We start from the raw sequence: 25,822 nt of genomic DNA, 5'->3' as shown, positions 1-25,822 counted from the left end.
AAGTAATGCTTATCGGAGGTGATTGATCTGACGGCTCTAAAGGCTTAGAGTCGTGCCAAATCACGGCGAAGATTACAGCGGGAGGCGTAGATTTTGACGACAAGCAATAGGATGAAGAGCAGCTCAGCCGCTGCGAATGGTCGCCTTGTGCCGCTGGCTTCTCGCGAGCTCAACGAACCGGCGCTTCACCTCTTCAAAGAGTGCCGGGGGTAGCGACCCTTGATACCCGCTCTCGCTATCAACAGGCCGAACGTCGGGCCCCGGCCAGACAAAGCGGTTGCTTTCGGTCAACACGATCCAGGATCGCTCGTCATCGAGACCCAGGCGGCGCTTGGTGGCAGGCGGGATTTCGATTGCATCGTGGGGATCAGACGGCGGCGAATGCGTTATCGGCAGGACACGTACTGCAGGTGTCCCGTCCTCAAGCATTGCAACAATGGCCAGCACGACAGCGGGGCGGTCCTTGTCACCCTCTTCCCGTCCGTCCAGATGCTGCCAGTGCCAGAGATAGGAATAGCGAAAGACCCAGCCGACCTTGGGTTCAATCGGCAGCATTCTTGTCCATCAGCAGTTCGGTATTGAGATGATCCAAGCCAGGCTCCATCGTCGAAGCCTCGATCGCGTCGAGCTCGTCGTCACTGATCGCAGCTGTCAGATCGACCCGCCGATCGCGCTTGGCCAGGCGGACGTAATCTTCATAGGCCATGAGCACCGTGCGCGGCCGGCCGTTCTTGGTAATGATGACCGGCTCTCGCACGGCCGCATCCTGGTAGGCGCCAAAATTCTTCGAAACGGCAGCTGCCGTCACAATCGACGTCATGGTAGATCTCCTTTGTTCCGGAATATACGGGCTTTCCGGAACTTTTGCAAACCTGCTGATTCCCCGGGGATCAAACCATGATGCGAAAGCCGGCGATATCACTGTCGGCTAACGAGTTGGTGTCGCGGCGTTTGGAAGAACTGGACACTATCGCCGCCGTTCTTCCATTGGAACGCCGCGACGAACTGGCCGAACTTCTTACGGATCAGGATGTCGAGACACTTCGGCATCTGGTCAATGAGGGCATGGGCGCCAACACCTTGCGTGCCCTGACCTCTGATCTCGCATATCTGCAGGCATGGGCGCTGGCGGCCACGGGCCGGTCACTCCCCTGGCCCGCGCCCGAGGCTCTCCTGCTGAAGTTTGTCGCCCATCACCTTTGGGATCCTGAGAAACGCCTGACAGATCCGGGCCACGGTATGCCTACCGACATCGAAGACAAGCTACGGCTCCAGGGTTTTCTGCGGAAGACGGGGCCGCATGCCCCGGATACGGTTCGCCGTCGCCTGGCCACCTGGTCGACGTTGACCAAATGGCGCGGACTGGTTGGCGCCTTCGCCTCCCCTGCTCTCAAGTCGGCGATAAGACTGGCAGTACGAGCAACCCCGCGCCCTAAACGGCGCAAGAGCGCCAAGGCGGTGACAGGCGATGTCCTGTCCAAGTTGATTGGCACATGCCGGTCCAACAGCCTGCGCGATATCCGAGACAAGGCGATCCTGATGGTTGCTTTCGCGTCCGGTGGTCGGCGCCGCAGCGAAGTTGCCGGACTGCGCAAGGAGCAGTTGGTCATGGAAGCACCCATCCCTGTCGAAGGGTCGCCTCCCCTGCCCTCCTTGTCCATCCATCTCGGTCGCACCAAGACCAGCGGCGCTGACAATCAGGAAATCGTCTATCTCACGGGCCGGCCTGTCGAAGCGCTGAATGCCTGGCTCGCGCTTGCCAGGATCGAAAGCGGCAGTGTGTTTCGGGCGATTGATCGCTGGGGCAATGTTTCCAAGCGTTCGCTGGATCCGAAGGCAATCAACGACATCGTCAAGCAGCGTGCAGATATGGCTGGTCTCGATCCTGCGGAGTATTCAGCGCATGGCCTGCGCTCCGGCTACTTAACCGAAGCGGCCAATCGCGGCATCCCCCTACCCGAAGCTATGGAACAATCCCGGCATCGATCCGTCCAACAGGCATCCGAATACTACAACAGCGCAACGAGACGGAGTGGCAGAGCAGCCAGGCTTCTCTAGGTCGGTAATGAGCTCCCTAAGGGACACGCACCGGACATCTCCGTTGGGCATGCGAGGTGAAGCTCGCTGATGGGAAATTTGATGCCAGAAGGAATTGGAATAGCTCTTTCGCGACGGTACTATCAGACAGTGGTCGCTCCGATATTGCGAGACCATTACCCTGCAATGCAGCACGCGGCATGCAGGATCGGCCTTGGTTCGGAAGTGCTGGGTTTCGACACTGAGACGTCGGCCGACCATGACTACGGCCCGTCTGTACAAATTTTCGTGCCCGAAGCTGAATTCGCAACCTCCGCAGGCGATATCATGACCACCCTCGACCGCCACCTGCCAACCAGCTTCGAGGACAGGACCGTTCGCTATCCAAGGGGTCGGTTCCGGTATGGGGCGAAATGACACCCTAAGCGCCCGTCAAGCGGCGAGCGCGTTAAGGATCGGGCATTCCGGCACGTCTTCGCCAGAGCATTGCGAGATCATTGTCACGAGCACCGCTTCAATGCGCTGGAGGTCGGCAATCTTGGCGCGAACCTCGGCTAGATGCGGTTCGGTCCGGCGCTGCACCTCCGCGCAGGTCTGGCTTCTGCAATCGACAAGATGAAGCAGGCCGCGGACCTCGTCGATGCCAAAGCCGAGTTCGCGCGCCCTGAGGATGAAGCGCAGGCGGCGGACGTCGGTTTCGTCATAGATGCGATAACCGCTGGCGCTGCGCGGCGGGTCGGGTAGCAGGCCGATCTTCTCGTAATAGCGGATGGTCTCCAGATGGCAGCCGGTCGCACGGGCCAATTGGTGGCGCTGCAGTCCCTTGGCGGAAAGAAGAGAATTCATGGTGAAAATACCTCTTGAGTCTGTACTGGCTACAGAGCCTATCCTGTTTTCAGTCAGAAATCGAGGATGGTTTGCGATGAACGAAATTGGTAGCAAGACATTGAATTCTTCGAAGGCGGCCGCCGAACCGGATCGGCGCGAGGGCGGGCTCGCGGCGATAAGCGTTATCGGCGCTTTTCTGGCATCGGCCTGTTGCATCGTCCCGCTGCTCCTGGTGACACTCGGTGTATCGGGCGCATGGATCGGCAACCTGACGATGCTCGAACCCTATAAGCCCTATATCGCGGCGGCGACACTCGTGCCGCTCGGGTTTGGCTTCTGGCAGGTCTATTTCAAGCCCAAAGCCGCGTGCGAGCCGGGTTCCTACTGCGCCCGTCCGCGCTCCGCCATCATCACCAAGACCGCGCTTTGGATCGCAACGATCCTCATCGTGCTCGCCAGCACCATCGGCTGGTGGGCGCCGCTGTTCTATTGAAACGAGGAGATAACCACGTGAAATACCTGTCGAAACATCTGGTCGCCGCGGCTGCGCTTGGCTTGAGCGGTACTATTATGCTGCCACTTGCCCTTCCCGCGTCCGCACAATCCGCGTCGGAAACGGTTACCGTCAAGGAGCTGACGCAGACCTTCGCAATCGAGAACATGTATTGTGCCCTTTGTCCGGTCACCGTGCGCAAGGCCATGGAAGGCGTTGCGGGCGTGAAGTCGGTCAAGGTGGATTTCGAGGCCAAGACGGCGACGGTTGCCTATGACCCGTCGACCGCGACGGTCGCGGCCATTGCCGCTGCTTCCACCAATGTTGGCTATCCTGCCAAGGCGATCGGGAGTTGAGTCCGTGCCTGACCGGTCCATGCTTGGCGTCGGAGTGGTTGGCGTCTTGATCGCGGCGCTGTGCTGTCTGGTGCCGATCCTGCTGGTGGCGGCAGGTTTGATCGGCGTGGGAGCGCTGACAACAGCGGTCTACGGTCTGGTGCCAATTCTCATCCTCATCATTGCCGCAGCCGGTTACCTGCTGTGGCGACATCGTTCACACATCGATACCAGGAAACATTAGGAGATTTTCATGTCTGACTGCTGTGCGCCCCAAAAAGGCAATGGCCGCTACGATCTTGCGGTGATCGGTGCCGGTTCGGCCGGGTTCTCGGCCGCAATCACGGCCTCTGAGCAGGGGGCGAATGTCGCCCTGATCGGCCACGGCACGATCGGCGGCACCTGTGTCAATGTCGGCTGCGTACCGTCGAAGACGATGATCCGCGCTGCCGAGGCGCTGCATGGTGCACGCGCCGCGCATCGCTTTCCCGGTCTTGCCGGGGAAGCCAACGTCGCTGACTGGGGCCGTTTGGTCGCCGCCAAGGACGACCTGGTGACCACGCTCAGGCAGAAGAAATATGTCGACCTTCTGCCACAATACAACGGCGTCGCCTATCTGGAAGGGAAAGCGCGCCTGAATGGTCAGGGCGCTCTGATTGTGAACGGCGATCCGATCATGGCTGGCAAAATCATCATTGCTACCGGATCAGCGCCGGCCCTGCCGGACATTCCCGGCATTGGGGATGTGCCTTACCTCACCAGCACGACCGCGCTCGAGCTTTCCGAGCTGCCGCGTTCGCTGCTGGTGATCGGCGGTGGCTATATCGGCTGTGAACTGGCGCAGATGTTCGCCCGTGCCGGGGCGGAAGTGACACTTGTAACCCGCCGCCGCCTGTTGCCGGAAGCCGAGCCGGAAATCTCCGCAGCATTGACCGGTTATCTTCGCGACGAGGGCATTACCGTCCTAACCGGCCTCTCCTATCGCCGGATCGCGCGCACGGACCGCGGTGTCGAACTGACGGTCGCCATCGACGGAGCGGACGAAGTGATCGCGGCCGAGCAGGTGCTTTTGACCACTGGGCGGTCCCCGAACACCGGCGGTCTTGGCCTTGCCGAGGCGGGAGTTAAGCTATGCGGTAATGGCGGCGTCTTGGTTGATGAGCGGATGCGCACCTCAAAGCCTGGCGTCTATGCGGCAGGTGATGTCACCGGTCGCGACCAGTTCGTCTATATGGCAGCCTATGGCGCCAAGCTCGCTGCCCAAAACGCACTGAACGGTGACAGCCTTGTCTATGACAATGCGGCCATGCCGTGGGTGACGTTCACCGATCCGCAGGTCGCGGGCGTCGGCCTGACCGAACAGGCGGCTCGCGACGCCGGCTTCGAGACCAAGACTTCGATCGTATCTCTTGACCAGGTGCCGAGGGCGCTGGCCGCGCGCGACACGCGCGGGCTCATCAAACTGGTTGCCGACGCCAAAAGCGACCGATTGCTTGGTGGACAGATCCTCGCGCCCGAGGGCGCCGACAGCATCCAGACGGTGGTGTTGGCCATCAAGCACGGCATGACGGCGAAGGCGCTCGGCGAGACAATCTTCCCTTATCTCACCACGGTCGAAGGGTTGAAACTGGCGGCGCAGGGCTTCGGCAAGGACGTGGCGAAGCTGTCATGCTGCGCCGGATAGGAGGCTTCGATGGAACCTTCGAACGGATACGGCCTTGCGGGATTGCTCGCGGCTAAGATCGTCTGCTGCGGCGCGATTGTACTGGCAGCAACAGGCGCGATCAGCTTTGCCGGCCTTGCCAGTTGGCTGGTCGGCGGCGGCTACTTCTGGCTGGCAGCGGCCGTCTTGGCCATTGTCGGAATCTACTTGTGGCGGCACCGCGCGCGGGCAAATGGCAAGACCGACGGCAAAGGCCCCGTCGGTCAACCGATATACGGTCGGCGCAAGTAGTTCTGCTCAAAAGCGTCGCCGGATGTCATGTTGAGAAGGGTATTATTGCAGGCAGGGCGTTGCAAACCTTGCTGTGGGGGTTAGGTTTTTTGTCAGGGGGAAAAGTAGTCTTTTAGGAGAGGAGAATTGCATGAGCGATAACAAAAGCTTCGATCTGATCGTGATCGGAGGTGGGACGGGTGGAAATGGTGTCGCCCGGATGGCCGCTGACGCTGGCTGGAAGGTCGCCAGCATCGACGCCCTTCCTTTCGGCGGCACCTGTGCATTGCGAGGCTGCGATCCCAAAAAGATGCTGATCGCCGTGACTGAGGGCATTGACTGGGCCCGCAACTTGAGCGGCAAGGGGCTGGAAGCACAGACATCCGTCGACTGGGCGGACATGATCGCCTTCAAGCGCACGTTCACCGACGCGATGCCTGGTCGCATCGAGGGCGGGCTGGAGAAAGCCGGTATCACCGTGTTGCATGGCGAGGCACGCTTCACCGGGCGAGACAAGATCGAGGTGAATGGCGAGATCTTGTCGTCCCGGAACTTTCATATCGCCACCGGCGCTCGGCCAATGACGCTGAATATCCCCGGCGAGGAGTTGCTGGCGACTAGCACCGACTTTCTCGAGCTGCCCGAACGGCCGGACCGGGTCGTGTTCGTCGGCGGCGGATTCATTGCGATGGAATTTGCCCATATCTCCAAACGCGCAGGGGCGCGGGAAGTCACGGTTCTGGAGATGATGGAGCGACCGCTGGGCAATTTCGACCCCGACCTGGTCGGTATCCTTTCCGAGGCGACCGCCGATCTGGGGATTGACCTGCGGACCGAGGCCAAGGTTCTGAAGATCGAGAAAGACGGGTCGGATTTCACCGTTACCTATAAGACGCCGGAAGGAAAGCAGACGATCAATTGTGATCTGGTGGTTCATGCCACCGGGCGCGTGCCCAACATCGAGCATCTCAACCTGGAGGCCGCGGGCGTGGAATACGGCCGCAAAGGCATCAAGGTCAGCCCCTACATGCGGACCACAAATTCCGCCATTTTTGCAGCCGGCGACTGTGCCGACAGTGGGCCTAATCTGACCCCGGTTTCGGCCAACGAAGGCCGGATTGCAGGCAAGAACCTGCTCGCAGGAAAGGATGAGCGCGCGGTCAGTTATCCGCCGATCCCAAGCGTTGTCTTCACGCTGCCGCAGCTTTCCTCGGTCGGCCTGTCCGAAGCCGCAGCACGCGACAAGGGGCTGGCCTTTGACACGCATTTCGAAAAGACCGCCGGCTGGTACTCGTCGCTGCGGGTCGGGGCGCGCTACAGTGCCTACAAGGTTCTGGTCGAGAACGGGACCGGCCATATTCTTGGTGCACATCTGATCGGCCCCGGAGCGGAGGAACAAATCAATCTCTTTGCCATGGCTATGGGCGCAGGGCTGACCGCGAACAGGATCAAGGGCATCATCTTCGCCTATCCCAGCTATGCGTCGGACATCAGTTCGATGGTGTAGCTGATGCGGCAAGGCTGGCATTTCGATTGCGGGCGTCTCTGAAAACGCTCGACGCGACGGGGAGCAGAGTTTGGGAGGCGCCCCACCGGCAGACACACGATCGTTTCGAACGGCCAACGGCCTTACCATCGAGGACAGCATGAGCAAAGGAATGTCCCCCAGTCAGCGATTCCCGACGGTCGAGCGTCTTAGTCCTGCCCGTTCAGCAGGATTACGCCCATGACCAAGCGCCGGGTCTGTGATTCCGAGGCACCCTACGGCGATCCGGGCATGCATCTCGGCCGCCTCGCACTCGGTCTCTCCGACAGCGCCGCTGCGTCGACCGACGCGCGTGCGGTGATCCGCGATATCGGACGGTTGCTGTCCGCGGCAACGCTTCGCGTCGATCGCATCTTTGTGAGCGCGCAGCCGCTGCATCCGGCCTTCCGTGCCCGGACCTATCTCTGGCTTGCCGACGACGACAGAGTTCGTGTCATCGATTGGCCGCATGGTCTGAAGAACCGACCGGGCTATCTCGCTTCCCCGGATCATCATGTGCACACGACGCGCACGAGCTCCGCGTTCCTCGCCTGCAGGACGTCCGAGCGTTTCGGTGCGACCTCTACGGCGAACTTAGGGCTGACGGCTTTACCGACTATCTTATCGTTCCGCTGCGCTTCGGTGATGGCACGATCAATACTCTCTCCATCGCGACACGCCGGCGGAACGGCTTTCCGGAGGTGGCTTTGGAGGGTTTTCGGCGGCTGGTCGGTCTTCTGACCGTGATACTGGAGCGCCTGGTCGCGCTCGAAAACATCGATATTACCCTGAGGACCTATCTCGGCGGGGCATCCGGCACCCGGCGGAGCGTCGGGCGACCCGGCGCCGTAACGATCCGGCGATAGAAGCAACTCGCCCGGCCGGTATGGCAACATCCGCCGTCTCCGCCAGCGCGCACCTTGAGCCACACCGCGTCCTGATCACAATCGATGCGCAGTTCCTCGACCTGCTGGACTTGCCCACTCGTCGCGCCCTTATGCCAAAGACACTTGCGGGACCGGCTCCAGTACCAGGCCTGACCGGTCTCGATCGTCTTTTCCAGCGCCTCCGCATTCATCCACGCCAGCATTAGCACCACACCGTTCGCCGCATCCGTGGCGACTGCAGGAATGAGCCCATCCGCGTTGAATTGCGGCGTCAGAATGGAGTTTTCTTCGATCGTTTCCGCGAGGTCCGCGGCCGGCGTGGTCATGGGCAAGGGCGTATCTCCGAGTGTACGGGGTATTTCGCGATTGGAGTGTGCCGGCTCAAAGGATGGTTGGTGGTTGGCGGCTGCCGGGCCGTGCTTTGGGCTCGTCACATGTGCATGTCGGGGAGGCATCTTCCCGACGAGATGAAGCCCGGCGCCAGCGCATGAGGGCATAGCCGGCGGCTCCAGCCAGGAGTGTCAGCACACCCCCTATCACGAGACCTTGCCCGCTGAACCAGCCCAAAACGCCGCCCACCGCCGAGCCGATGACTACCGGTCCAAGGCAGCAAAGCGCGACTAAAGGCGCGATGATGATCGCGGTCACGATGCCGGCGGTCGGTTTGTCGTCCAAGGCGCTCTCCGTTCTGATCGCAGATCCATAGCATCGCTGCGGCGCGGTCCATTAATCACAAGCACGACCGCGTCGGGTATCCCGATGACGCGATCGCTGCCAAAGAGATTCGTTACACCCTGTACTCGGTACAGGGTCAAGACAAAATCTTGATCGCTTGGCCACGTAGGCACTGCGGAAACAGAGATTGGTAGCGCCACGGTTCATGATGCTTGAAAACCCCAGCTACGGTCTTCAGACGACAGCGACTGCTCAACGGGTTCCACTTTCCAACGCCCTCACAGAAGCGTGATCGCAAATCGTTGAAATCCCCCTTGAGTCTGTAGTGACTACAAGGCGTAGGCTACTTCGCAAATCGCTGTTCAACGATGCAGAAAGTGAGCAATTATGGAGGCATCATCAGGTCTCAAAGGATCCCGAACGTCGGCGACCGCCGCCATCCACGTGACATCGGAACACCAGCGGGGCGGACGCCAGCAACTGCTCGCCGCCGGCGGCATTCTCGGGGCGATCGCCGTCTCGAGTTGCTGCGTCATCCCGTTTGCCCTGTTCACCGTGGGCATCGGCGGAGCCTGGATCAGCAACCTCACCGCCCTCGAACCGTATCAACCGATTTTTGCCGCCATGACGTTCGGTATCCTCGGCTACGGGTTCTATCTCGTCTATCGCGAGCCAAAGGTCGCCTGCGCTGAGGGCTCCTATTGCGCCCAGCCCAAGTCGGGACGGATCGCCAAAGCCGGCCTCTGGGTTGCCACCGTCCTCGTCATCGTCGGACTAGGGTTCCCGAGACTTGCGCCCCTGTTCCTCTAAGCCAAAGGAGAATGATCCCATGATCCGCCCTGTCGCAGTTGCCGTTCTCCTCGCTCTGCTTTCCCCGCTCGCCGCCGTGGCCGGCGAGAAGACTGTTATACTGAACGTTGACAACGCCACCTGCGCGCTCTGCGCCCCCATCGTCAAAACGGCCCTCTCTCGTGTCTCGGGTGTCACAGCGGTCCAGGTAAAGGAAGCCGACGCAATGTCGGGTGCTGTCGCCACGGTCTCTTTCGATGACGCAGTCACCGGCGTACCGACCCTCATTGCTGCGACGACCAACGCCGGCTATCCGTCGCATGTGGCGCAATAGCCGCCGGCTGATTGGCGGCGGCGGGCGGAGAGCGGTATCACCTCTCTTCGCTGCTCCACATCGGCACGCTGCTGCCTCAAAGGGTGAACGGCGCCGTCGAAAATATCCACCCGGCGGGTGCGAAGTTGCAGGTGTGTAGGAGACTGCAGCTATGGCCGCGAACACCATCGAGCAAAGTACCTTTTGGAAACGGCACCTGGACAAATTCGGGGCCGCCGGATCGGTCTTCGCGGCGCTCTGCTGCCTCGGTTCCCCGGTACTCCTTTCGATTGTATCGGCCGTCGGGCTTGGCTTCATCAAAAGAGATGCGATCCTGTTCCCATTGTTAGCAGCGTTTCTGGCCGTCACCCTACTCGGGCTATATCTTGGAACACGCAGCCATCATCAACCGTGGACTCTCATCATCGGGGGGCTCAGTACGCTGGCGATAGCGGTCGTGTTTCTCGGTCTCATGCCAAGCCTTGTCCTGGCCTACGTCGGCATCTCTGGTTTGATCGCCGCCAGTTTTCTCAATGTCTGGCTCAGAGTACGCCAGCTAAGGAGCCGGTAACACCGAAACAATCAGTTCGCTTTTGGCGAACGGGAGACGATGTAGGCGTATCTCTGGTCATGGAGCCGGCGTTGCCCGGCGATCAACCGGCGTTCCGGTTCTCGCTCGATGTCATCGGGACCTTTATCGGGCTCAACGATTTGGCTCGCGAGCGACGATAGCGTTGCGGTTACGTTGCACGATATCGGAGACGGTGTTCTTGCTGAGCCCAAGTTCGCGACCAATGAGCCGATAGCTGCGGCCTTCAGCAACGAGCGCCAGAACTCGCGGAGCCAGACGGTCCGACTTCGGGCGCTGCCCCCGCTGTCGACCGAGTTTCTTGCCGCGCGCTTTGGCAACGGCCAAGCCCGATTTGACCCGTTCGCTGATAAGATCGCGTTCGAATTCAGCGATACCGGAGAGGAAAGTCGCCAGCATACGGCCATGAGGAGATGACAGATCGAAGGTCATGCCGTTCATGGCGATGACTGAGACCTTCCAGCTTTCCAGCTCGCGCAACGTGTTGAGGAGATCGATCGTCGAGCGTCCCCAGCGGGAGAGTTCTGTGACCAGGATGGCGTCGATATGTCTGGCCTGAGCGAGCGCCATGATCTTCTTGCGCTCGGCCCGGTCCAGCTTCACGCCCGAGCCCGTCTCTTTATATATGCCGGCAATTTTATATCCGGCACGTCCGGCGAAGGCGGTCAGATCTCGCTCCTGTCGTTCGCAGGACTGATCAGCCGTCGAAACCCGGCAATAGATGGCCACGCGCTGTCCCAATTGAACCCTCGTGGTTTTGTGGCTCGCAAAGCCTTGATTTGCATGGGGCGATTGTTGTCCAAAACAGACTGTACTTCAACAGGGACAACGCGCGCATGCCAAGACGACATATTCTCGCCGAGCGACAGCGCTCGGCGTTGCTCGACCTGCCGACGGACGAGTTATCACTGCTGAAGCATTACACATTGGGCGACGACGATCTGGCAAACATTCAGGAACGCCGCAGACCAGAAAACAGGCTGGGTTTCGCCCTGCAGCTTTGTGCACTACGCTATCCAGGGCGCGCGCTGGCTCCGGGCGAAATGATTCCGCATGAAGTCCTTTCCTTCATCGGAGCTCAGCTCGGCGTTCCGGCCGATGCGCTTCTCACCTATGCCGCCCGGCGTCAGACCCGCCAGCAACATATGGAGGCGTTGCGCGAGATCTACGGCTACAAGACATTCACGGGGCGCGGGGCCCGTGATCTGCGGGATTGGCTTTTCGATCAGGCTGAAGATGCCAGGTCGAACGAAGATCTGGCGCGGCGCTTCGTCGCGCAATGCAGGAAAATGGTGACCATCCTGCCGGCGGCGTCAACGATCGAGCGTCTGTGCGCCGATGCCCTTGTTGCCGCCGAGCGATGCATTGAGACACGGATAGCGGAAAGGCTCGACTTTAGTGTGCGCGAGCAACTGGACGGGCTTCTGACCGAAATGGTTGACGGAAACATCAGCCGTTTCATCTGGCTTCGCCAGTTCGAAGTCGGCAGCAATTCCGCATCAGCGAACCGCTTGCTTGATCGGCTGGAGTTCCTGCGCGGTCTGGAAGTCGATCCCCAGATCCTCCTAGGCGTACCGCCACACCGCATCGCGCGCCTGCGTCGGCAGGGCGAGCGTTACTTCACGGATGGCCTGCGCGACATCAGTTCGGATCGGCGGTGGGCGATCCTCGCCGTTTGCGTCGTCGAATGGGAAGCCGCGATCGCCGATGCCATCATCGAAACCCACGACCGCATCGTTGGGAAAACTTGGCGAGAGGCGAAACGGCTACATGACGAGCGGATTGCCGGTTCCAAGGCCGCAGTCACCGATACGCTTCGCGCTTTCACGGCATTGGGAGCCTCTTTGCTGGAAGCTCGCGACGATGGTGTTCCGTTGGACAATGTGTTGGCACGGTCGGCCGAATGGCATCAGCTTGAACAGCTGGTTGCCGTAGGGACGCAACTCACCAGTACATTGGCAGACGAGCCGTTGGCTCACGTCGGACAAGGGTATCATCGTTTTCGCCGATATGCGCCGCGGATGTTGCGATGCCTGAAGCTCAAGGCTGCGTCGGTGGCGGAGCCATTGATTGCAGCCGCGAAAGCCATCGGCGAAACACGTGCGCCGACATCAACAGGTATATCATTCCTGCGGCCGAATTCGAAATGGCATCGCCATCTCCGAGCGCAAGACCGAGGCGATGGTCGTTTATGGGAGGTCGCGGTGCTGTTTCATCTTCGCGATGCTTTCCGGTCTGGAGACATATGGCTGGATCATTCCCGCCGCTACGGCGATCTCAAGCAGGTGCTTGTTCCGATGACCTCGGCGCAGGCGAATGCCAGGATGGCTGTTCCTCTCGATCCTCAAGCTTGGCTGGCTGACCGCAAGGGTCGCCTTGCGGATGGTCTGAAGCGGCTGGCACGTGCCGCTCGCGACGGGACCATCCCCCATGGTAGCATTGAAGATGGAACGTTGCGGATCGACCGGTTGACCGCAGACGTTCCCGAAAGCGCAGAGGAACTGGTCCTCGATCTTTATCGTCGAATGCCGCCTGTGCGGATCACTGACATCTTGCTGGAAGTTGACGCGGCGGTCGGATTCTCGGACGCCTTTTCCCATCTCAGAACCGGAGCGCCATGCAGCGATCGGGTCGGCTTGCTGAACGTTCTGCTCGCCGAAGGGCTGAACCTAGGCCTTCGAAAAATGGCGGAAGCCTCGAACACGCATGATTACTGGCAGCTCTCGCGCCTTGCCCGCTGGCATGTCGAAAGCGAGGGCATGAACCAGGCGCTGGCGATGGTCGTGGCCGCGCAGGGCAAGCTGCCGATGTCCCGGTTCTGGGGCATGGGAAAAACCGCATCAAGCGATGGTCAGTTTTTCCCTTCGGCACGACAGGGCGAGGCCATGAACATGATCAACGCCAAGTACGGCAGTGAGCCTGGGCTCAAGGCTTATACCCACGTCAATGACCAGTTCGCGCCGTTCGCCTCACAGACTATTCCCGCAACCGTCAGTGAAGCTACGTACATCCTCGATGGCCTGCTGATGAATGAAGTCGGCCGGCAGGTCGGCGAGCAATACGCCGATACGGCGGGGTTTGCCGATCATTTGTTCGGGACCAGTGCCATGCTCGGCTACCGGCTCGTCTTGCGCATCCGCGACTTACCGTCGAAACGGCTTTATGTCTTCGATCCCGCGGGGACACCCAAAGATTTACGCAAGCTGGTGGGCGGCAAAATCCGCGAAGAACTGATTGTGTCAAACTGGCCTGATCTCTTCCGCTGTGCTGCCACGATGGCCGCCGGAAAGATCAGACCGAGCCAGTTGCTCCGGAAACTCGCATCCTATCCCCGACAGAACGATCTTGCGGCCGCGCTTCGGGAAGTCGGCCGCGTCGAGCGCACTCTCTTTATCATCGAGTGGATCCTCGATACCGATATGCAGCGCCGCGCCCAGATTGGCCTCAACAAGGGCGAAGCCCACCATGCCCTCAAGAGTGCCCTGCGCATCGGCCGTCAAGGTGAAATCCGTGATCGAACCACTGAGGGGCAGCATTACCGGATCGCCGGGCTGAATCTGCTGACGGCGATCATCATCTACTGGAATACCGTCCACCTTGGCCACGCCGTCGCCGAACGGCGAAACGAAGGCCTCGATGTGCCACCCGAACTTTTAGCCCACATCTCTCCTCTGGGCTGGGCGCATATCCTGCTGACCGGCGAATATCTTTGGCCCACGGAGGCAAACGCTTAGGGTGTCATTCCGCCCCCAGCCGGAACCGACCCCTCCAAGCTACGTACGAGCGCCAGCCGATGGCCGCGCCTCTGGAATGCAAGGATCAGACCACGGCGTCGAGCTCTATACCGTGCCCGCCTGGTGCGAACGCTATCTCGGCCGTCAGTTTGCCGAAGATCTGGCCGCGAGGGATTGGCTGTCCTATTCGGAGCAGCACTTCTTGACGGTAACGGCAGGTGCTGTGTTTCAGGACGATTTTGGAGAGGTGACTGCGCTTCGAAATAGGCTCTCGTACTTTCCAAGAGATGTTTGGCTCTACAAACTGGCAGCTCAATGGGGCCGAATTGCTGAGGAACGTGCCTATATCGGTCGGACGGGCGACGTTGGTGACGAGCTCGGCTCTCGTGTGATTGCCACGCGTATGGCCGGAAACCTGATGAGGCTCGCTCTACTGGTCGAGCGCCGATACGCGCCTTACCCGAAATGGTTTGGCACTGCCTTCTCCAGGCTGGAATGCGCGCCGGAGCTGGGGCCGATTTTGCTGAAGATCATGACAGCCCCAGACTGGCGTGAAAGAGAGGCCGCAATCAAGCTTGCGTGTGAATTCGTCGCTGAACTGCAGATGATGAAGGAGGTGCCTGGGGCGACAGCCCCTGTGCAGGGCTCGCTGCACAATCGGCCATTCCAGTTTGTGGACTCCCTGAAGATCTTCGAAGGACTTCGTGCCGCGATCAATGACCAGGAGCTACGTCAGTTGCCTGAGTTCGGCGGGGTGGATCAGTACCTATCCAGCAATTTCGTTCTAGCCGTGCCCGGCTTTTCAGAGGCAACCTTGACGGCGCTTTGGCAGCATCAATGACTGCCATCGGCCCAAAGCGGACATGGCCTATGCCGCTCAGTTTTGGGCACTTGAGAGCGGCGGTGCAAAATTAGACCACGGTAGCGGCGGGATTGTCCCGCTTCGGGCGGCGTAAAAGTCGGCCACCTATTTCTCTTCTGCAATGAGCGCAGGAGGGCCTGGGGATCTATACCGTGGAATTATATCTGAAGGTTCGACTGGCTTGCTCGGAAGGCATGAGCCGGCGTCAGGCTGCAAAGCATTTCAACATATCGCGCGACAGCGTTTCCAAGATGCTGTCCTATTCGACGCCACCTGGCTATCAGCGACAATCACCGATCCGGCGGCCCAAGCTGGATGCGTTTGTCTCGACGATCGATCACTGGCTGGACGAAGACAGACAAGTGCCGCGCAAGCAGCGCCATACGGCCAAGCGGGTGTTTGACCGGCTTCGAGACGAATGCGGGTTCACTGGCGGCTATACGATCATCAAGGATTACATGCGCGAGCGGGATCAGCGCCGCCAGGAAGTGTTCGTGCCGCTGTCGCATCCGCCCGGCCATGCGCAGGCCGATTTCGGTGAGGCGATGGTGGTCATCGGCGGTGTCGAGCAGAAGGCGCATTTCTTCGTGCTCGACCTTCCGCACAGCGACGGCTGCTACGTGCGGGCCTATCCGGCGGCAGTGGCCGAGGCCTGGGTCGATGGCCATGTCCATGCGTTCGCTTTCTTCGGCGCCGTGCCGCAATCGATCGTCTACGACAACGACCGTTGCCTGGTGGCGAAGATTTTGCCTGACGGCACCCGCAAGCGCGCGACGTTGTTCAGCGGCTTCCTGTCCCACTACCTTATCCGGGATCGCTATGGCCGTCCCGGCAAGGGCAACGACAAGGGGAACGTCGAGGGTCTCGTCGGCTATGCCCGGCGCAACTTCATGGTACCGATCCCGCAGTTTGCGACATGGGAGGCGTTCAACACCTTTCTGGAGGAGCAGTGCCGGAAGCGCCAGCGCGACAGGCTGCGCGGCGAGAGCGAGACGATCGGCGAGCGCTTGCGGCGCGATCTGGCTGCCATGCGCGCCTTGCCAGCCTCGCCATTTGATGCCTGCGACCAGGCAAGTGCCAAGGTGACGGCGCAGTCGCTGGTGCGCTACAAGACCAACGACTATTCCGTCCCGGTCGCCTATGGCCATCAGGATGTGTGGGTGCGCGGCTATGTCAACGAAGTGGTCATTGGTGGCCGTGGCGAGATCATCGCCCGCCATCCTCGGTGCTGGGAACGGGAAGACGTCGTCTTCGATCCTGTCCATTACCTGCCGCTGATCGAGCAGAAGATCAATTCGCTGGATCAGGCAGCGCCCCTCCAGGGCTGGGACTTGCCGCAAGAGTTCGCTACGCTGCGCCGGTTGATGGAAGGCCGCATGGCCAAACACGGCCGGCGTGAGTACGTGCAGGTCCTCCGCCTGCTGGAGAGCTTCGAACTCGCCGATCTGCATGCGGCGGTGAAGCAGGCGATCCAGCTTGGCGCCATTGGCTTTGACGCCGTCAAGCATCTGATCCTGTGCCGGGTGGAACGCCGGCCGCCCAGACTGGACCTGTCCATCTACCCGTATTTGCCGAGGGCGACGGTCGAGACGACATCGGCGAAGGCGTATATGCGTCTCCTGTCGTCGGATGCGGGAGAAGTCGCATGAACACCCAAGCACCCGAGATCCTTCTCACCCATTATCTCAAAACCCTGAAGCTGCCGAGTTTCCAGCGCGAGTACCAGAAGCTGGCCCGGCTGTGCGCCACCGAAGGCGTCGATCATGTCGGATACCTCACCCGGCTTGCCGAGCGGGAGATGATCGAACGGGACCGTCGCAAGGTCGAGCGTCGCATCAAGGCGGCCAGGTTCCCGGTCGTCAAAAGCCTCGACAGTTTCGACTTCGCCGCCATCCCAAAGCTGAACAGGATGCAGGTGCTGGAACTGGCGCGCTGCGAATGGATCGAGCGCAGGGAGAACGTTATCGCTCTCGGCCCCAGCGGCACGGGCAAGACCCATGTGGCGCTCGGCCTCGGCCTGGCCGCCTGCCAGAAGGGCCTGTCCGTTGGGTTCACGACAGCGGCCGCACTGGTCAGCGAGATGATGGAGGCGCGCGACGAGCGGCGTCTCATCCGGTTCCAGAAGCAGATGGCCGCCTACCAGCTGTTGATCATCGATGAACTGGGCTTCGTGCCGCTGTCAAAGACCGGCGCGGAATTGCTGTTCGAGCTGATCTCGCAACGATACGAGCGAGGCGCGACCCTGATCACCAGCAACCTTCCTTTTGACGAATGGACGGAAACCTTGGGGTCCGAGCGCCTGACCGGCGCTTTGCTCGACCGCATCACCCATCACGTCAGCATCCTCGAGATGAACGGCGACAGCTATCGTCTCGCCCAAAGCCGCGCCCGAAAGGCCGGCTGACGCCCTTCGAAAATCGCAACGCGCGCATGAGACCCCCGCTCGGGCCTAAGCCCTCCCGGCGGTCTCATGCGCGCGCCACAAGTGGCCGACTTTTGCGCCGCCGCGTGGCAGGATTTTACTCCGCCGTTGACAAGGCGGACCCTGTCATCAGGATTGACGGCCATCGCATCGCCGCTGATCCCCCATGAGTAGCCGGTCATGCTGCCGGAGAGGATCAGAGGATAGGTCTTCGTTGCGGGCCGTTCGTCCAGAGGTGACGTCGCTTTGAGGATCGCCTCCAGTGAAAGGTCGAGGACCGGTCCGGCGGAAGAAGCTTTTGTGGCAACCTTCGAAATGGTCGCGTCCGCCGTTGCGAGGATGACGCCTGTCTGCTCCTCGGAGCCTTCGCGTAAGGCAAGGATCGGAAGTGACGCGGTGCCCAGCGGGAGTTGCAGTACGATATCCAACCGCTGGCCCATGCTGATCGGGAAGCGGGTGCCGGTGACGGGCTCGATGGCCATGCCATCGACGGCGGCCAGACTTCCCACGACGGTTCCCGTGTCGATGGTGAAGGCGGTCGCCGTTGCACCATTGATGATGCGTAGCCGAACGCGGCCACCCTTCTCGACCTGCACGATCTCCGGATCGTCCAGCGTGCGGTCATTGGCGAGGTACGCATCATACTCGATGTCGTTCAGGTCCATCATGCCCATGCCGCCCATGCCCATGCCGCCCATCGCCATGCCACCCATGGGCATGCCGCCGCCGTGCATTTGCGCCATGTTGGACATCATGCTCCCGTGATCCATCGGCATCGAGCCGCCACCGTGTCCGCCGCCCATTGCGGAACCTTGCTGCAGTTCCGCCAGCAATTCCTCCGGCGACTTGAAAGAGAAGTCGTGAAGAAGGATGACGACGTCCTGCTCGTCACGAGCGCGGTCCTCCGCCGTCCGCACGATCAGCGGTGCCGCCAACAGGCTTTGTTCCTGTAGTGTATGGGCGTGCATCCAGTGGGTGCCGCCGCCTGCGAGATCGAACTGGTAGTGCCGTTTCTCTCCTGCAGTGAGGAGCGCTGCCGGATTGTCGGGGACACCGTCCAGCTCCCATGGAGGGGTAAGCCCATGCCAGTGAATGAGCGTCGCTTCATCCGTGGTGTTGGACAGGATGACATTGAAGCCGTCTTCCGCATCCAGGACGAGGCCGCTCCGTCCACTGCCCTGAACAAGACCGAAGACGCTGGCGGATCGGCCATTCACTTCAATGGAGCGCTTGGTGACTGCGAGTTCGATGGGTGACTGCAATCCTGTGCTCGTGAGCGCCCAGGACTTCTGTGCAAGGGGTGAAATAGCTGCCGCACTGACGGCGAGCGTCTTCAGAAATTGACGACGAAACATGACGTTCTCTCGATCTTCTTGGCCGTGATCGGCCCAATGGTGGGAATGGCCCGCCAGCGGCGAGCAGTTCATCAACCAATGGATCGAGGGGGTTCGAAGCCAGGAGACGGGTCGTGGCCTGCGACATCGTCAGCGACATCCAAGACCCTAGCCAGAAGCAGGACCGAGTGCGCCGATCCTGCTGGTTGTGCAACGACTGCGAGGCAGAAGACGCAGATGACGCTGCAACAGTTCTGTTTGGGAGAATGCTGGGCCTTGGAATTCTCGTCGCCCGGATCATCGTCCACCATCTGGTGGTGTCCGTCCAGGCAGGTCTGGGGAGCCGCATGCGTAACCGGCGCACTGAACATGAGAGCAACAGCAAGGAGTGCCGCGAGCAGCCTCCATACCAACGCTCTCTGTGCTAACGTGCGCATTGTCGATCCTCCGTCATCTCACCATGCCACGCCTCCCATTACGCACCTTGATCTTTATCAATGTTCGGGTGCCATTATGGTCGGTGGTCGCTTGGCATCGATTGCCAGGCTGCCGATGCTGGTGCTTCCAACGTGGGAAGGTCAAGGATGAATTAGAGCGCCTGCACCGTCGCAAGCTATAGACTCTGGGGACACTGATGTCCGGTGTTGGCGCGAAGCCGTCCACTCCCGGTTAGGTATACCTCTTGAGACAACCTCGGTGAGACGCCAATCAGTGTATCATTTGGGTTGATTTTGCTTTTATGAGACGCTACTCATTGAAGGTCTAGAACCTATTGAGACGTTTCATGGCTGTTTACGGGTATGCGCGGGTCAGCACGATCGATCAGGATCTTGCTATTCAAGAGGCGGCTCTGAAGGAGGCCGGGTGCACGGTCATCCGGGCGGAAAAGAAATCTGGATCGACCAAACAGGATCGGAAGGAGCTCAATACGCTCCTGGAATTCATGCGCGACGGAGACAGCCTGGTCGTGACGCGGGTCGATCGGTTAGCGCGGTCAGTTGGGGATCTGCAGGACATCGTACGGCTGCTCAAGCAAAAAGGGGTGACGCTAAAAGCGACCGAACAGCCGATCGACACCAGCTCAGCGGCCGGCAAAGCTTTCCTTGATATGCTCGGCGTGTTTGCTGAGTTCGAGACGAACCTTCGCAGAGAGCGACAGATGGAAGGCATCGCTGCTGCCAAGCACAGAGGGGTCTATAAAGGAAGGAAGCCCCACGTCGATGTTGCCGAGATCTGCCGTCTTAGATCCGAAGGAATCGGGCCAACAGATATTGCAAAGAGGCTGAGCATAGGCCGGGCGAGCGTGTATCGTGCGCTTAGAGAAGTCGCATCCTCCTAGTCGAGGGCGACATCGCCCCAGCAAGGCGTCTAATTATGGAACCAAATGCGACTTCATCCATCATGGACCCTAATGCTCTTAAGGAAAAACGCGAGATGACGCCTATATTGTGGATGTGCCATGCGCCGAGAAACTGTACGCACAGTCAGGACAATGACACATGCATCGGTGCTAGTGTATTAGGCTGCAAATACCTGATTTGGATCCTGACGAAGTTGTTGACTTGTCCTATTTCAGCCAAGCCTCGGGACATAGCCTGCTGATAACATTCCAGGTCATTGATCAGCGCCCCAAACTGTCCATCAGAGATTCTGGCGCCCTCCACCTTTCCCATCACTTTGATCGCGGCTAGGCCGGAGGTCAGGTGGTCCATGTCGTCCTTGGCAGCAAAGAACCGTTGAGCGCAGTCCTGAATGACACCTAACCTTGATGCCGCATCGTTTAACTGACGATCTCTTAGCTCTTGTAGCCGGCTGATCTCCGCTACAATAGCGTCGCCAGCCCGCTCCTGCGAGAAAACCTCAGCCATCTCTTTCTGGATTTGTGCAGCACAGTCACGGAAGGCACCGAAAGTAATGGCATCTGTCATTCCCTCTACAGCTTCACGGAACAGATCCAGCATTTGCTCGATAGACTGCATAAGGATGCCATAGTTGCGGGAAATGATACTCATCGAGTTCCCCGCATCTCCAAGCCCGCCGGCTTGTATACGCAAATTCATTGGCACGTATCGGTATTCCCATGTGGCTGCGGCAACCGCTTCCGAAGCTGCTACAAGTCCCCCGGTAACGCGCAGGAGGTCTTCCAGAGCGGCAACGTGTTCTGGTGTCTCTCTTCCCAGCAACGCATTGCGGCTACGGCCTCACCAAGCCGCATCACCTGTCGTAAAGCAAAAAGGGCGCCGGATCCACCGGCGCCCCCGCATCTTCCCGCAACCCTCGTCGTCTTGATAGTTGATGTTCTGGCCGGATGGGATTGTTGCCGTGGCCTTTCTCTGTGCGATAGCGGTCGTCTACGCCTTGAAAGGATTTGGACCGCCGACCACGCCGTTCACCTTCGAGATCTTACTAACTGGTAGGAACAAGGTTGGACTTCGCTCGTTCAATGCTGGTCACAAACGATCTGGAACCCGCATGGCCGAGCCTGACAAGAAACTATCGCTGATCGAAGAACAGCTTGTCATCGACAAGCGCGCCGTGAGCGACGGCCGCGTTCGCGTGAGCACCAAAACCGAGTTTGTCACAGAAGCAGCGGAAGCACGCCTCGACAGCGAGAATGTCGAGGTGACGCGTGTGGCAATCGGACGTGAAGTCTCAGAAGCGCCGGGTGTTCGCACGGACGGTGACGTGACCATTGTACCTGTGATGGAGGAGGTTCTCGTTGTCGAGAAGCGTCTGATGCTGGTCGAAGAGATCCATATCCGCCGCGTCGCCACCACCGAGGACGTTTCCATTCCGGTCGAACTGCGCAAGCAACGTGCCAGCATCGAGCGCGACGAGCCCTGAGCTAATTATCAATCCGAGAAAAGGAGAAACTCATGATCGACAGCGAAACCACATCGTCATACGGCGCCTCGTCATCGAACACGGTGACGGCCTTCTTCGAAAACCGCAGCGATGCGGATGCTGCCGTCGAACGCCTTGTCAAAGACGGGATTGCCCGCGACGGCATTCGCGTCGTCGCCGGCAAGGAGTCTACAACCTCGACTGAAGTTGCCTCCGAGCACAAGGGCTTCTGGGAGAAGCTGGAAGACTTCTTCTTTCCCGACGAGGACCGCGCCGTCTATTCCGAAGGTCTTCGCCGCGGTGGCTATCTTGTGACGGTCAGCAACGTCACCGCCGCCTCTTATGACAAGGTTATCGATATCCTCGATGACGAGGGCAGCATCGATCTCGATCAGCGCGCCGAGAGCTGGCGCTCGGAAGGCTGGAACCAGCAGGAGACCGTGAGTTCGTATGGCGCCTCCGCCAATCGTGCCAGCGCAACCGGAACGGCAGCTCTGGACGCCGGCCGTGAAGAGGTTATCCCGGTGGTCGAGGAAAAGCTTCGCGTCGCCAAGCGCGACCTCAACCATGGCCGCGTGCGTGTCCGTTCTTACGTGGTCGAAAATCCTGTCAGTGAACAGGTATCGCTGCGCGACGAGAACGTCAGCATCGAGCGCCGCACGGTCGACCGTCCGGTAACCGAAACGGAGAACGCCTTCGTCGACCGTACGATCGAGGCCGAGGAGCATCATGAGGAGGCGATCGTCTCGAAGGATGCGCGCGTTGTCGAAGAGATTGCTCTGCGCAAAACGGCCGAACAGCGCGAGGAGACCATCAGCGACAGCGTCCGCCGCACGGAGGTGGAAGTCGAAGATGAACGATCCGACCGTATTGTCCGCAAGGACTAATGGAAGGCTCTTCGTTTGATGAAGCTGCAGTTCGAGGCCGGCGATCCCATCGCCGGTCTTTTTTTTCTCTTGTGACACGGGAACCGATCTTCAATTGCGGCGTTAGTGTGGCACTCACGTTCCCGTGATGAAAAGGATGCACCATGACCGAACCTGTCTCCGTCCACGTGTCGCGCGAAGCGGCTTATGTCGACCCCTCCCTTACAGCCACATTGCACAAGGTGTCTTGGGGCGCGATCTTCGCCGGGGTCGTCCTGGCGCTTGCCGTCCAGTTCCTCCTCAATCTTCTGGGAGTGGGCATCGGCGCCGCCGTGATCGATCCCGCAACCTATGATAACCCGAATGCAAGCACCTTTTCCATGGCCGGTGGCGCGTGGTTCGTTGTGGCCGGCATTATTGCTTCCTTCGTCGGCGGTTATGCCGCCAGCCGCCTTTCCGGACGTCCGAGCCGCTCGACCGGCGGGTATCAGGGCGTAACCACCTGGGCTGTCACCACTCTTGTCATCCTCTACCTGCTGACCACGTCGGTCGGTGCCCTCATCGGCGGCGCGTTCAGCGGTCTGTCGAGCATTGTCGGCGGTGTCGGCCAGACGGCCGCGACCGCTGCCACGTCGGCGGCCCCTGCCCTTGCGACTTCTGCAAACCCGATGGCCGGGATCGAGCAACAGATCCGTGACGCGTCTGGCGGCAACGATCCGGCAGCCCTGCGTGATGCAGCCGTTTCGGCGGTCCAGGCCGCGGTGACCGGTGACCAGGCAAAGGCCGCAGATGCCCGCAATCGCGCCGCTGATGCGATCGCCAAGGCACAGAACATCCCGGTCGATCAGGCCCGCACCCAGGTCGAGCAGTACGAGAAGACCTATCGCGACAATGTTGCTGCGGCCAAGCAGCAGGCGCTCGAGGCGGCGCAGACGGCCACCAAGGCAGTGTCGGCCGGCGCGATCCTGGGCTTCTTCGCCCTCCTGCTCGGGGCTGTGGCGGCCTGGTTCGGCGGTTCCTACGGCACGAAGAAGGCGTTGCTTCTGGCGGAAACCACCACTCGCCGCACGATTTAACAAGAAGAAGGCCGCCGGAAACGGCGGCCTTCTTCCTTGCTTGATCTTTCTCCAATGAATCCTCTCCATCCACCGGGTGGAGAGTCTCTCCCTAATTTATCGGTAGCCTCCATGCAGAATGCCTTTCGGCACTTTTCACTGACCGCCGCTCTAACGCTCTGTTCCCCAGCCTTTGCAGCGCCGATCGACGCACAAACCGTCAATACCACGGCGATCGCGTCCCTTCCGATCGAGGCGCCGGCGGAAAAACAGACCGAGCCCAATCCCGCCATCGTGCATCTGCAGGTCCTGCTCGACCGGGCTGGTTCATCGCCGGGCGTCATCGACGGTTATTTAGGCGACAACCTGACGAAAGCGATTGCCGGTTTCGAGATGCTTCAGGGTCTGCCAGTGGATGGGAAGCTCGATCCCGACGTACTGGGCCGTTTGACCGATGATGCCCCGGCCATCCAGGCCTATGCCATCACGCAAGAAGACGGAGAGGATATCGTCGAGAGCATTCCAAAAGACTATGCCGAGCAGGCGATCATGGAGCATCTCGGCTATACCAGCATTGCCGAGAAGCTGGCCGAACGTTTCCACATGCATATCGCGCTGATCAAGGCCCTCGATCCGACGGCGGCCTTCAAGCCGGGCGAAACGATCGCTGTCGCCATTCCCGGCGCTGCCAGGACCGGATCGGTCAAGCGGATCGAGGTTCATCGCACACTGGCGCAGGTTTTCGCTTTTGCCGAAGACAGCTCGCTGCTCGCGGTCTATCCAGCGACAATTGGCAGTGAGGACAGTCCCTCACCAACCGGTACTCACAAGGTTAAGGGCGTGTCGCGAATGCCGACGTACACCTACAATCCGAAGATCAATTTCCAGCAGGGCAACAACAAGAAGATCCTTGAACTGCCGAGCGGGCCGAATGGTCCTGTCGGGACAGTCTGGATCGACCTGACAGAGCCTACCTACGGCATTCACGGCACGCCAGTACCGGAGCTGATCGGGAAGGTCGGATCGCATGGATGTGTTCGGCTGGCCAACTGGGACGTCGAGGAACTGGCCGGCATGGTCAAGCCGGGCGTCATGGTCGAATTTGTCGAGTAGGGCCGGCTTACCACTATGCCGAACCCACAGAGGGATCGTCCCATGAAACGAACGCCTAAGCCGATACCGCTACCGGAAGGTGTCGAAGATCATGGCCCGTTTTAGCGCCGGTTCTGGCTCGCCCAGCGATGCGCCTGGCTCGCATTCGCTATCATCCTGTTGGCATGCCTGTTTGGGGGCTACGACGAACGCGCCTTACGCGGGTGGTCGCATCATTCGCAAATGGTGTTATCCGAGACCGAGCGGCAATCCAGAATGCCATAACCTCCCAGTGGTCGAACGGCCAGACTGAAGGCCAGATCACCAAGCTCAAGCTCGTAAAGCGTCAGATGTATGGCCGCGGGAAACTTTATCTGCTTGAGGCACGCATCGTCGTCACTGGCTTGATCGAGCCATTCGCTTAGAGACACTGCCTGTAAAGAAACAAGCCAACCAACGTGCACTAAGTAGCATCGCGGCTGTCCACGCGCTCGTTGAACCGGGGAGCCTTGCGCTTGGAGACCGCCGCGAAGGAATTTTGCTCCCGAGCCTGAGGCAGACGGAACCGCGATCTGTCCACCGCGTTAATCGGCGGGGCGACAGCACATCAATTTTTCGCGACGGCCGGGTACATACGCGTGCTGCAGCTCCGGAGCGGATCGAGCGCCCTGACCAAGTCACAGCAGGGGAAATGAATGAGCATCTTCGACCGCATCAAGGACGCAATTTTTGGCGAAGCAAATGCTGCTCCTTCCTCGCAAGGGTCAAGCATGGGCTCCACGGCACCGGCATCTTCAGCAATGCCTGCCTCTCAACCGCCCGCCCAATCAGGGGCTGCCACCCCGGCCGTCAACACTCCCCAAACGTCCGCAGCACAGACTGCAAACCCTGTTCCGCAGATAGAAGGAGGCGCTGGCTACAGCGGAAACTCCCGGACTCCGGTCGACGTCGAATCGATCCTCGACGAAGCGGCGAAGAAGTCTGGCCAAAAGCTCGACTGGCGGCGCTCAATTGTTGACCTGATGAAGGCTCTCGGCATGGACGCCAGCCTTGAGGAGCGCAAGGAGTTGGCGCAGGAACTAGGCTACACCGGCGACGCCGATGGCAGCGCGAAAATGAACAATTTTCTTCACAAGGCTCTCATGAAGAAGCTGTCGGAAAACGGAGGGAAGGTCCCCGCAGACCTGCTTGACTGAACCAAACTCTTAG

Annotated in this window: 28 protein-coding genes and 2 pseudogenes; 22 read left to right on the top strand and 8 right to left on the bottom strand. The window is 60.1% G+C overall.

Translation table 11 applies throughout. From position 1 onward, the window contains the following. Window positions 1-123 precede the first annotated feature (123 nt). Window positions 124-555: a plasmid maintenance toxin (PemK-like) gene (locus GA0004734_RS25100; protein ID WP_092938750.1), complete on the bottom strand. Its 432-nt coding sequence runs from the start codon at window positions 553-555 to the stop codon at window positions 124-126. After that, on the bottom strand, window positions 542-820 hold the full coding sequence (locus GA0004734_RS25095) for a type II toxin-antitoxin system Phd/YefM family antitoxin (protein WP_077549226.1): 279 nt from the start codon (window positions 818-820) through the stop codon (window positions 542-544). Before GA0004734_RS25095 ends, GA0004734_RS25100 begins: the two co-directional genes overlap by 14 nt. 77 nt (window positions 821-897) lie before the next feature. Between GA0004734_RS25095 and GA0004734_RS25090 the strand changes: the two genes are divergently transcribed. Further along, window positions 898-2,058: a site-specific integrase gene (locus GA0004734_RS25090; protein ID WP_245292649.1), complete on the top strand. Its 1,161-nt coding sequence runs from the start codon at window positions 898-900 to the stop codon at window positions 2,056-2,058. A gap of 411 nt (window positions 2,059-2,469) precedes the next feature. On the opposite strand, the gene GA0004734_RS25085 is transcribed toward GA0004734_RS25090, so the two are convergent. Beyond that, window positions 2,470-2,883, bottom strand: coding sequence for a MerR family transcriptional regulator (locus GA0004734_RS25085; RefSeq protein ID WP_052642499.1), 414 nt, complete (start codon window positions 2,881-2,883; stop codon window positions 2,470-2,472). Between GA0004734_RS25085 and GA0004734_RS25080 the strand changes: the two genes are divergently transcribed. From GA0004734_RS25080 to GA0004734_RS25055, 7 genes and pseudogenes are all read left to right on the top strand, one after another. Beyond that, a complete protein-coding gene (locus GA0004734_RS25080; RefSeq protein WP_245292648.1) occupies window positions 2,882-3,358 on the top strand; it encodes a mercuric transporter MerT family protein in 477 nt (158 codons plus the stop codon). The two genes, GA0004734_RS25085 and GA0004734_RS25080, sit on opposite strands and share 2 nt — an antisense overlap. A gap of 17 nt (window positions 3,359-3,375) precedes the next feature. Next, window positions 3,376-3,714, top strand: coding sequence for a heavy-metal-associated domain-containing protein (locus GA0004734_RS25075; RefSeq protein ID WP_225246255.1), 339 nt, complete (start codon window positions 3,376-3,378; stop codon window positions 3,712-3,714). Between the two features lie 19 nt (window positions 3,715-3,733). Next, the gene (locus tag GA0004734_RS26235; protein WP_052642503.1) at window positions 3,734-3,937 is read left to right on the top strand and encodes a hypothetical protein; all 204 of its coding nucleotides are present in this window, start codon (window positions 3,734-3,736) and stop codon (window positions 3,935-3,937) included. A gap of 48 nt (window positions 3,938-3,985) precedes the next feature. Further along, window positions 3,986-5,377: pseudogene (gene merA, locus GA0004734_RS25070) on the top strand (mercury(II) reductase); the annotation flags it as partial. 9 nt (window positions 5,378-5,386) lie between these two features. Further along, window positions 5,387-5,647: a hypothetical protein gene (locus GA0004734_RS25065; protein ID WP_052642507.1), complete on the top strand. Its 261-nt coding sequence runs from the start codon at window positions 5,387-5,389 to the stop codon at window positions 5,645-5,647. Window positions 5,648-5,777: 130 nt separating this feature from the next. Then, complete coding sequence (locus tag GA0004734_RS25060) at window positions 5,778-7,133, top strand: dihydrolipoyl dehydrogenase family protein (protein WP_052642509.1); 1,356 nt, start codon at window positions 5,778-5,780, stop codon at window positions 7,131-7,133. Between the two features lie 219 nt (window positions 7,134-7,352). Further along, window positions 7,353-7,892, top strand: a complete 540-nt coding sequence (locus tag GA0004734_RS25055) for a hypothetical protein (RefSeq protein WP_092938746.1) — start codon at window positions 7,353-7,355, stop codon at window positions 7,890-7,892. Between the two features lie 55 nt (window positions 7,893-7,947). Here the strand turns inward: GA0004734_RS25055 and hisI are convergent, their stop codons facing one another. Together hisI and GA0004734_RS25045 are read right to left on the bottom strand one after the other, a co-directional pair. Then, window positions 7,948-8,364 carry a phosphoribosyl-AMP cyclohydrolase gene (gene hisI / locus GA0004734_RS25050; protein WP_077472851.1) on the bottom strand — a complete coding sequence of 139 codons (417 nt, stop codon included), beginning with the start codon at window positions 8,362-8,364 and terminating at the stop codon, window positions 7,948-7,950. Window positions 8,365-8,419: 55 nt separating this feature from the next. Then, window positions 8,420-8,713 (bottom strand): hypothetical protein, encoded by a 294-nt coding sequence (locus tag GA0004734_RS25045; protein ID WP_077472850.1) that lies wholly within the window; start codon window positions 8,711-8,713, stop codon window positions 8,420-8,422. A 444-nt stretch (window positions 8,714-9,157) separates the two neighbouring features. On the opposite strand from GA0004734_RS25045, the gene GA0004734_RS25040 reads away from it, so the two are divergent. The 3 genes from GA0004734_RS25040 (at window position 9,158) to GA0004734_RS25030 (ending at window position 10,386) form a co-directional block, all read left to right on the top strand. Beyond that, entirely contained in the window at window positions 9,158-9,523 is a 366-nt protein-coding gene (locus tag GA0004734_RS25040; RefSeq protein ID WP_225246253.1) for a mercuric transporter MerT family protein, read from the top strand. Window positions 9,524-9,542: 19 nt separating this feature from the next. After that, window positions 9,543-9,836 (top strand): cation transporter, encoded by a 294-nt coding sequence (locus GA0004734_RS25035; RefSeq protein WP_052642517.1) that lies wholly within the window; start codon window positions 9,543-9,545, stop codon window positions 9,834-9,836. A gap of 151 nt (window positions 9,837-9,987) precedes the next feature. Further along, window positions 9,988-10,386, top strand: coding sequence for a MerC domain-containing protein (locus GA0004734_RS25030; protein WP_092938744.1), 399 nt, complete (start codon window positions 9,988-9,990; stop codon window positions 10,384-10,386). A gap of 132 nt (window positions 10,387-10,518) precedes the next feature. Here the strand turns inward: GA0004734_RS25030 and GA0004734_RS25025 are convergent, their stop codons facing one another. Then, entirely contained in the window at window positions 10,519-11,145 is a 627-nt protein-coding gene (locus GA0004734_RS25025) for a recombinase family protein (protein WP_052642521.1), read from the bottom strand. Between the two features lie 95 nt (window positions 11,146-11,240). Between GA0004734_RS25025 and GA0004734_RS25020 the strand changes: the two genes are divergently transcribed. The 4 genes from GA0004734_RS25020 to istB all read left to right on the top strand — a co-directional run bounded on the left by GA0004734_RS25020 (window position 11,241) and on the right by istB (window position 17,404). Further along, complete coding sequence (locus GA0004734_RS25020) at window positions 11,241-14,138, top strand: Tn3 family transposase (RefSeq protein ID WP_092938742.1); 2,898 nt, start codon at window positions 11,241-11,243, stop codon at window positions 14,136-14,138. A gap of 76 nt (window positions 14,139-14,214) precedes the next feature. After that, window positions 14,215-14,979, top strand: a complete 765-nt coding sequence (locus GA0004734_RS25015; RefSeq protein WP_092938740.1) for a DUF4037 domain-containing protein — start codon at window positions 14,215-14,217, stop codon at window positions 14,977-14,979. 173 nt (window positions 14,980-15,152) lie between these two features. Continuing rightward, on the top strand, window positions 15,153-16,649 hold the full coding sequence (istA, locus tag GA0004734_RS25010) for an IS21 family transposase (RefSeq protein WP_139056207.1): 1,497 nt from the start codon (window positions 15,153-15,155) through the stop codon (window positions 16,647-16,649). Further along, window positions 16,646-17,404: an IS21-like element helper ATPase IstB gene (gene istB / locus GA0004734_RS25005; protein ID WP_092930036.1), complete on the top strand. Its 759-nt coding sequence runs from the start codon at window positions 16,646-16,648 to the stop codon at window positions 17,402-17,404. The genes istA and istB overlap by 4 nt, the downstream gene beginning before the upstream one ends. On the opposite strand, the gene GA0004734_RS25000 is transcribed toward istB, so the two are convergent. Then, a complete protein-coding gene (locus GA0004734_RS25000; RefSeq protein ID WP_092938738.1) occupies window positions 17,365-18,777 on the bottom strand; it encodes a multicopper oxidase domain-containing protein in 1,413 nt (470 codons plus the stop codon). The two genes, istB and GA0004734_RS25000, sit on opposite strands and share 40 nt — an antisense overlap. 763 nt (window positions 18,778-19,540) lie before the next feature. Between GA0004734_RS25000 and GA0004734_RS24995 the strand changes: the two genes are divergently transcribed. Further along, window positions 19,541-20,095, top strand: a complete 555-nt coding sequence (locus GA0004734_RS24995) for a recombinase family protein (RefSeq protein WP_092938736.1) — start codon at window positions 19,541-19,543, stop codon at window positions 20,093-20,095. 145 nt (window positions 20,096-20,240) lie between these two features. On the opposite strand, the gene GA0004734_RS24990 is transcribed toward GA0004734_RS24995, so the two are convergent. Next, window positions 20,241-20,768: a hypothetical protein gene (locus GA0004734_RS24990; protein WP_139056348.1), complete on the bottom strand. Its 528-nt coding sequence runs from the start codon at window positions 20,766-20,768 to the stop codon at window positions 20,241-20,243. A gap of 283 nt (window positions 20,769-21,051) precedes the next feature. Here GA0004734_RS24990 and GA0004734_RS24985 point away from each other — a divergent pair, with 283 nt between their 5' ends. The 6 genes and pseudogenes from GA0004734_RS24985 (at window position 21,052) to GA0004734_RS24960 (ending at window position 25,809) form a co-directional block, all read left to right on the top strand. Beyond that, a complete protein-coding gene (locus GA0004734_RS24985) occupies window positions 21,052-21,600 on the top strand; it encodes a YsnF/AvaK domain-containing protein (protein WP_245292646.1) in 549 nt (182 codons plus the stop codon). Between the two features lie 32 nt (window positions 21,601-21,632). Beyond that, window positions 21,633-22,487: a YsnF/AvaK domain-containing protein gene (locus GA0004734_RS24980; RefSeq protein WP_092938730.1), complete on the top strand. Its 855-nt coding sequence runs from the start codon at window positions 21,633-21,635 to the stop codon at window positions 22,485-22,487. Window positions 22,488-22,630: 143 nt separating this feature from the next. Next, window positions 22,631-23,542 carry a PhnA-like protein gene (locus GA0004734_RS24975; protein WP_092938728.1) on the top strand — a complete coding sequence of 304 codons (912 nt, stop codon included), beginning with the start codon at window positions 22,631-22,633 and terminating at the stop codon, window positions 23,540-23,542. A gap of 36 nt (window positions 23,543-23,578) precedes the next feature. Continuing rightward, window positions 23,579-24,634 (top strand): L,D-transpeptidase family protein, encoded by a 1,056-nt coding sequence (locus tag GA0004734_RS24970; RefSeq protein WP_245292645.1) that lies wholly within the window; start codon window positions 23,579-23,581, stop codon window positions 24,632-24,634. 179 nt (window positions 24,635-24,813) lie between these two features. Further along, a pseudogene (locus GA0004734_RS24965) lies at window positions 24,814-25,038 on the top strand (transposase); the annotation flags it as partial. A 270-nt stretch (window positions 25,039-25,308) separates the two neighbouring features. Further along, window positions 25,309-25,809, top strand: coding sequence for a DUF3597 domain-containing protein (locus GA0004734_RS24960; protein WP_092938724.1), 501 nt, complete (start codon window positions 25,309-25,311; stop codon window positions 25,807-25,809). Window positions 25,810-25,822: the final 13 nt, after the last annotated feature.

Origin of the sequence: Rhizobium sp. 9140, from assembly GCF_900067135.1 — a bacterium.
Lineage (GTDB): Bacteria > Pseudomonadota > Alphaproteobacteria > Rhizobiales > Rhizobiaceae > Ferranicluibacter.
This window is presented reverse-complemented; position numbering and strand designations above follow the sequence as displayed.

Excerpts from the sequence above, each read along its gene's own strand:
- GA0004734_RS24985 (WP_245292646.1), top strand. The coding sequence starts at position 21,052 with ATGTTCTGGCCGGATGGGATTGTTGCCGTGGCCTTTCTCTGTGCGATA.
- GA0004734_RS24990 (WP_139056348.1), bottom strand. The coding sequence starts at position 20,768 with ATGAGTATCATTTCCCGCAACTATGGCATCCTTATGCAGTCTATCGAG.
- hisI (WP_077472851.1), bottom strand. The coding sequence starts at position 8,364 with ATGACCACGCCGGCCGCGGACCTCGCGGAAACGATCGAAGAAAACTCC.
- GA0004734_RS25060 (WP_052642509.1), top strand. The coding sequence starts at position 5,778 with ATGAGCGATAACAAAAGCTTCGATCTGATCGTGATCGGAGGTGGGACG.
- GA0004734_RS25015 (WP_092938740.1), top strand. The coding sequence starts at position 14,215 with ATGCAAGGATCAGACCACGGCGTCGAGCTCTATACCGTGCCCGCCTGG.
- GA0004734_RS25080 (WP_245292648.1), top strand. The coding sequence starts at position 2,882 with ATGGTGAAAATACCTCTTGAGTCTGTACTGGCTACAGAGCCTATCCTG.
- GA0004734_RS24995 (WP_092938736.1), top strand. The coding sequence starts at position 19,541 with ATGGCTGTTTACGGGTATGCGCGGGTCAGCACGATCGATCAGGATCTT.
- GA0004734_RS25090 (WP_245292649.1), top strand. The coding sequence starts at position 898 with ATGATGCGAAAGCCGGCGATATCACTGTCGGCTAACGAGTTGGTGTCG.
- GA0004734_RS25065 (WP_052642507.1), top strand. The coding sequence starts at position 5,387 with ATGGAACCTTCGAACGGATACGGCCTTGCGGGATTGCTCGCGGCTAAG.
- GA0004734_RS25085 (WP_052642499.1), bottom strand. The coding sequence starts at position 2,883 with ATGAATTCTCTTCTTTCCGCCAAGGGACTGCAGCGCCACCAATTGGCC.
- GA0004734_RS25055 (WP_092938746.1), top strand. The coding sequence starts at position 7,353 with ATGACCAAGCGCCGGGTCTGTGATTCCGAGGCACCCTACGGCGATCCG.
- GA0004734_RS25100 (WP_092938750.1), bottom strand. The coding sequence starts at position 555 with ATGCTGCCGATTGAACCCAAGGTCGGCTGGGTCTTTCGCTATTCCTAT.
- GA0004734_RS25020 (WP_092938742.1), top strand. The coding sequence starts at position 11,241 with ATGCCAAGACGACATATTCTCGCCGAGCGACAGCGCTCGGCGTTGCTC.
- GA0004734_RS25095 (WP_077549226.1), bottom strand. The coding sequence starts at position 820 with ATGACGTCGATTGTGACGGCAGCTGCCGTTTCGAAGAATTTTGGCGCC.
- istB (WP_092930036.1), top strand. The coding sequence starts at position 16,646 with ATGAACACCCAAGCACCCGAGATCCTTCTCACCCATTATCTCAAAACC.
- GA0004734_RS24975 (WP_092938728.1), top strand. The coding sequence starts at position 22,631 with ATGACCGAACCTGTCTCCGTCCACGTGTCGCGCGAAGCGGCTTATGTC.
- GA0004734_RS24960 (WP_092938724.1), top strand. The coding sequence starts at position 25,309 with ATGAGCATCTTCGACCGCATCAAGGACGCAATTTTTGGCGAAGCAAAT.
- GA0004734_RS25035 (WP_052642517.1), top strand. The coding sequence starts at position 9,543 with ATGATCCGCCCTGTCGCAGTTGCCGTTCTCCTCGCTCTGCTTTCCCCG.
- GA0004734_RS25030 (WP_092938744.1), top strand. The coding sequence starts at position 9,988 with ATGGCCGCGAACACCATCGAGCAAAGTACCTTTTGGAAACGGCACCTG.
- GA0004734_RS25000 (WP_092938738.1), bottom strand. The coding sequence starts at position 18,777 with ATGTTTCGTCGTCAATTTCTGAAGACGCTCGCCGTCAGTGCGGCAGCT.
- GA0004734_RS26235 (WP_052642503.1), top strand. The coding sequence starts at position 3,734 with ATGCTTGGCGTCGGAGTGGTTGGCGTCTTGATCGCGGCGCTGTGCTGT.
- GA0004734_RS24980 (WP_092938730.1), top strand. The coding sequence starts at position 21,633 with ATGATCGACAGCGAAACCACATCGTCATACGGCGCCTCGTCATCGAAC.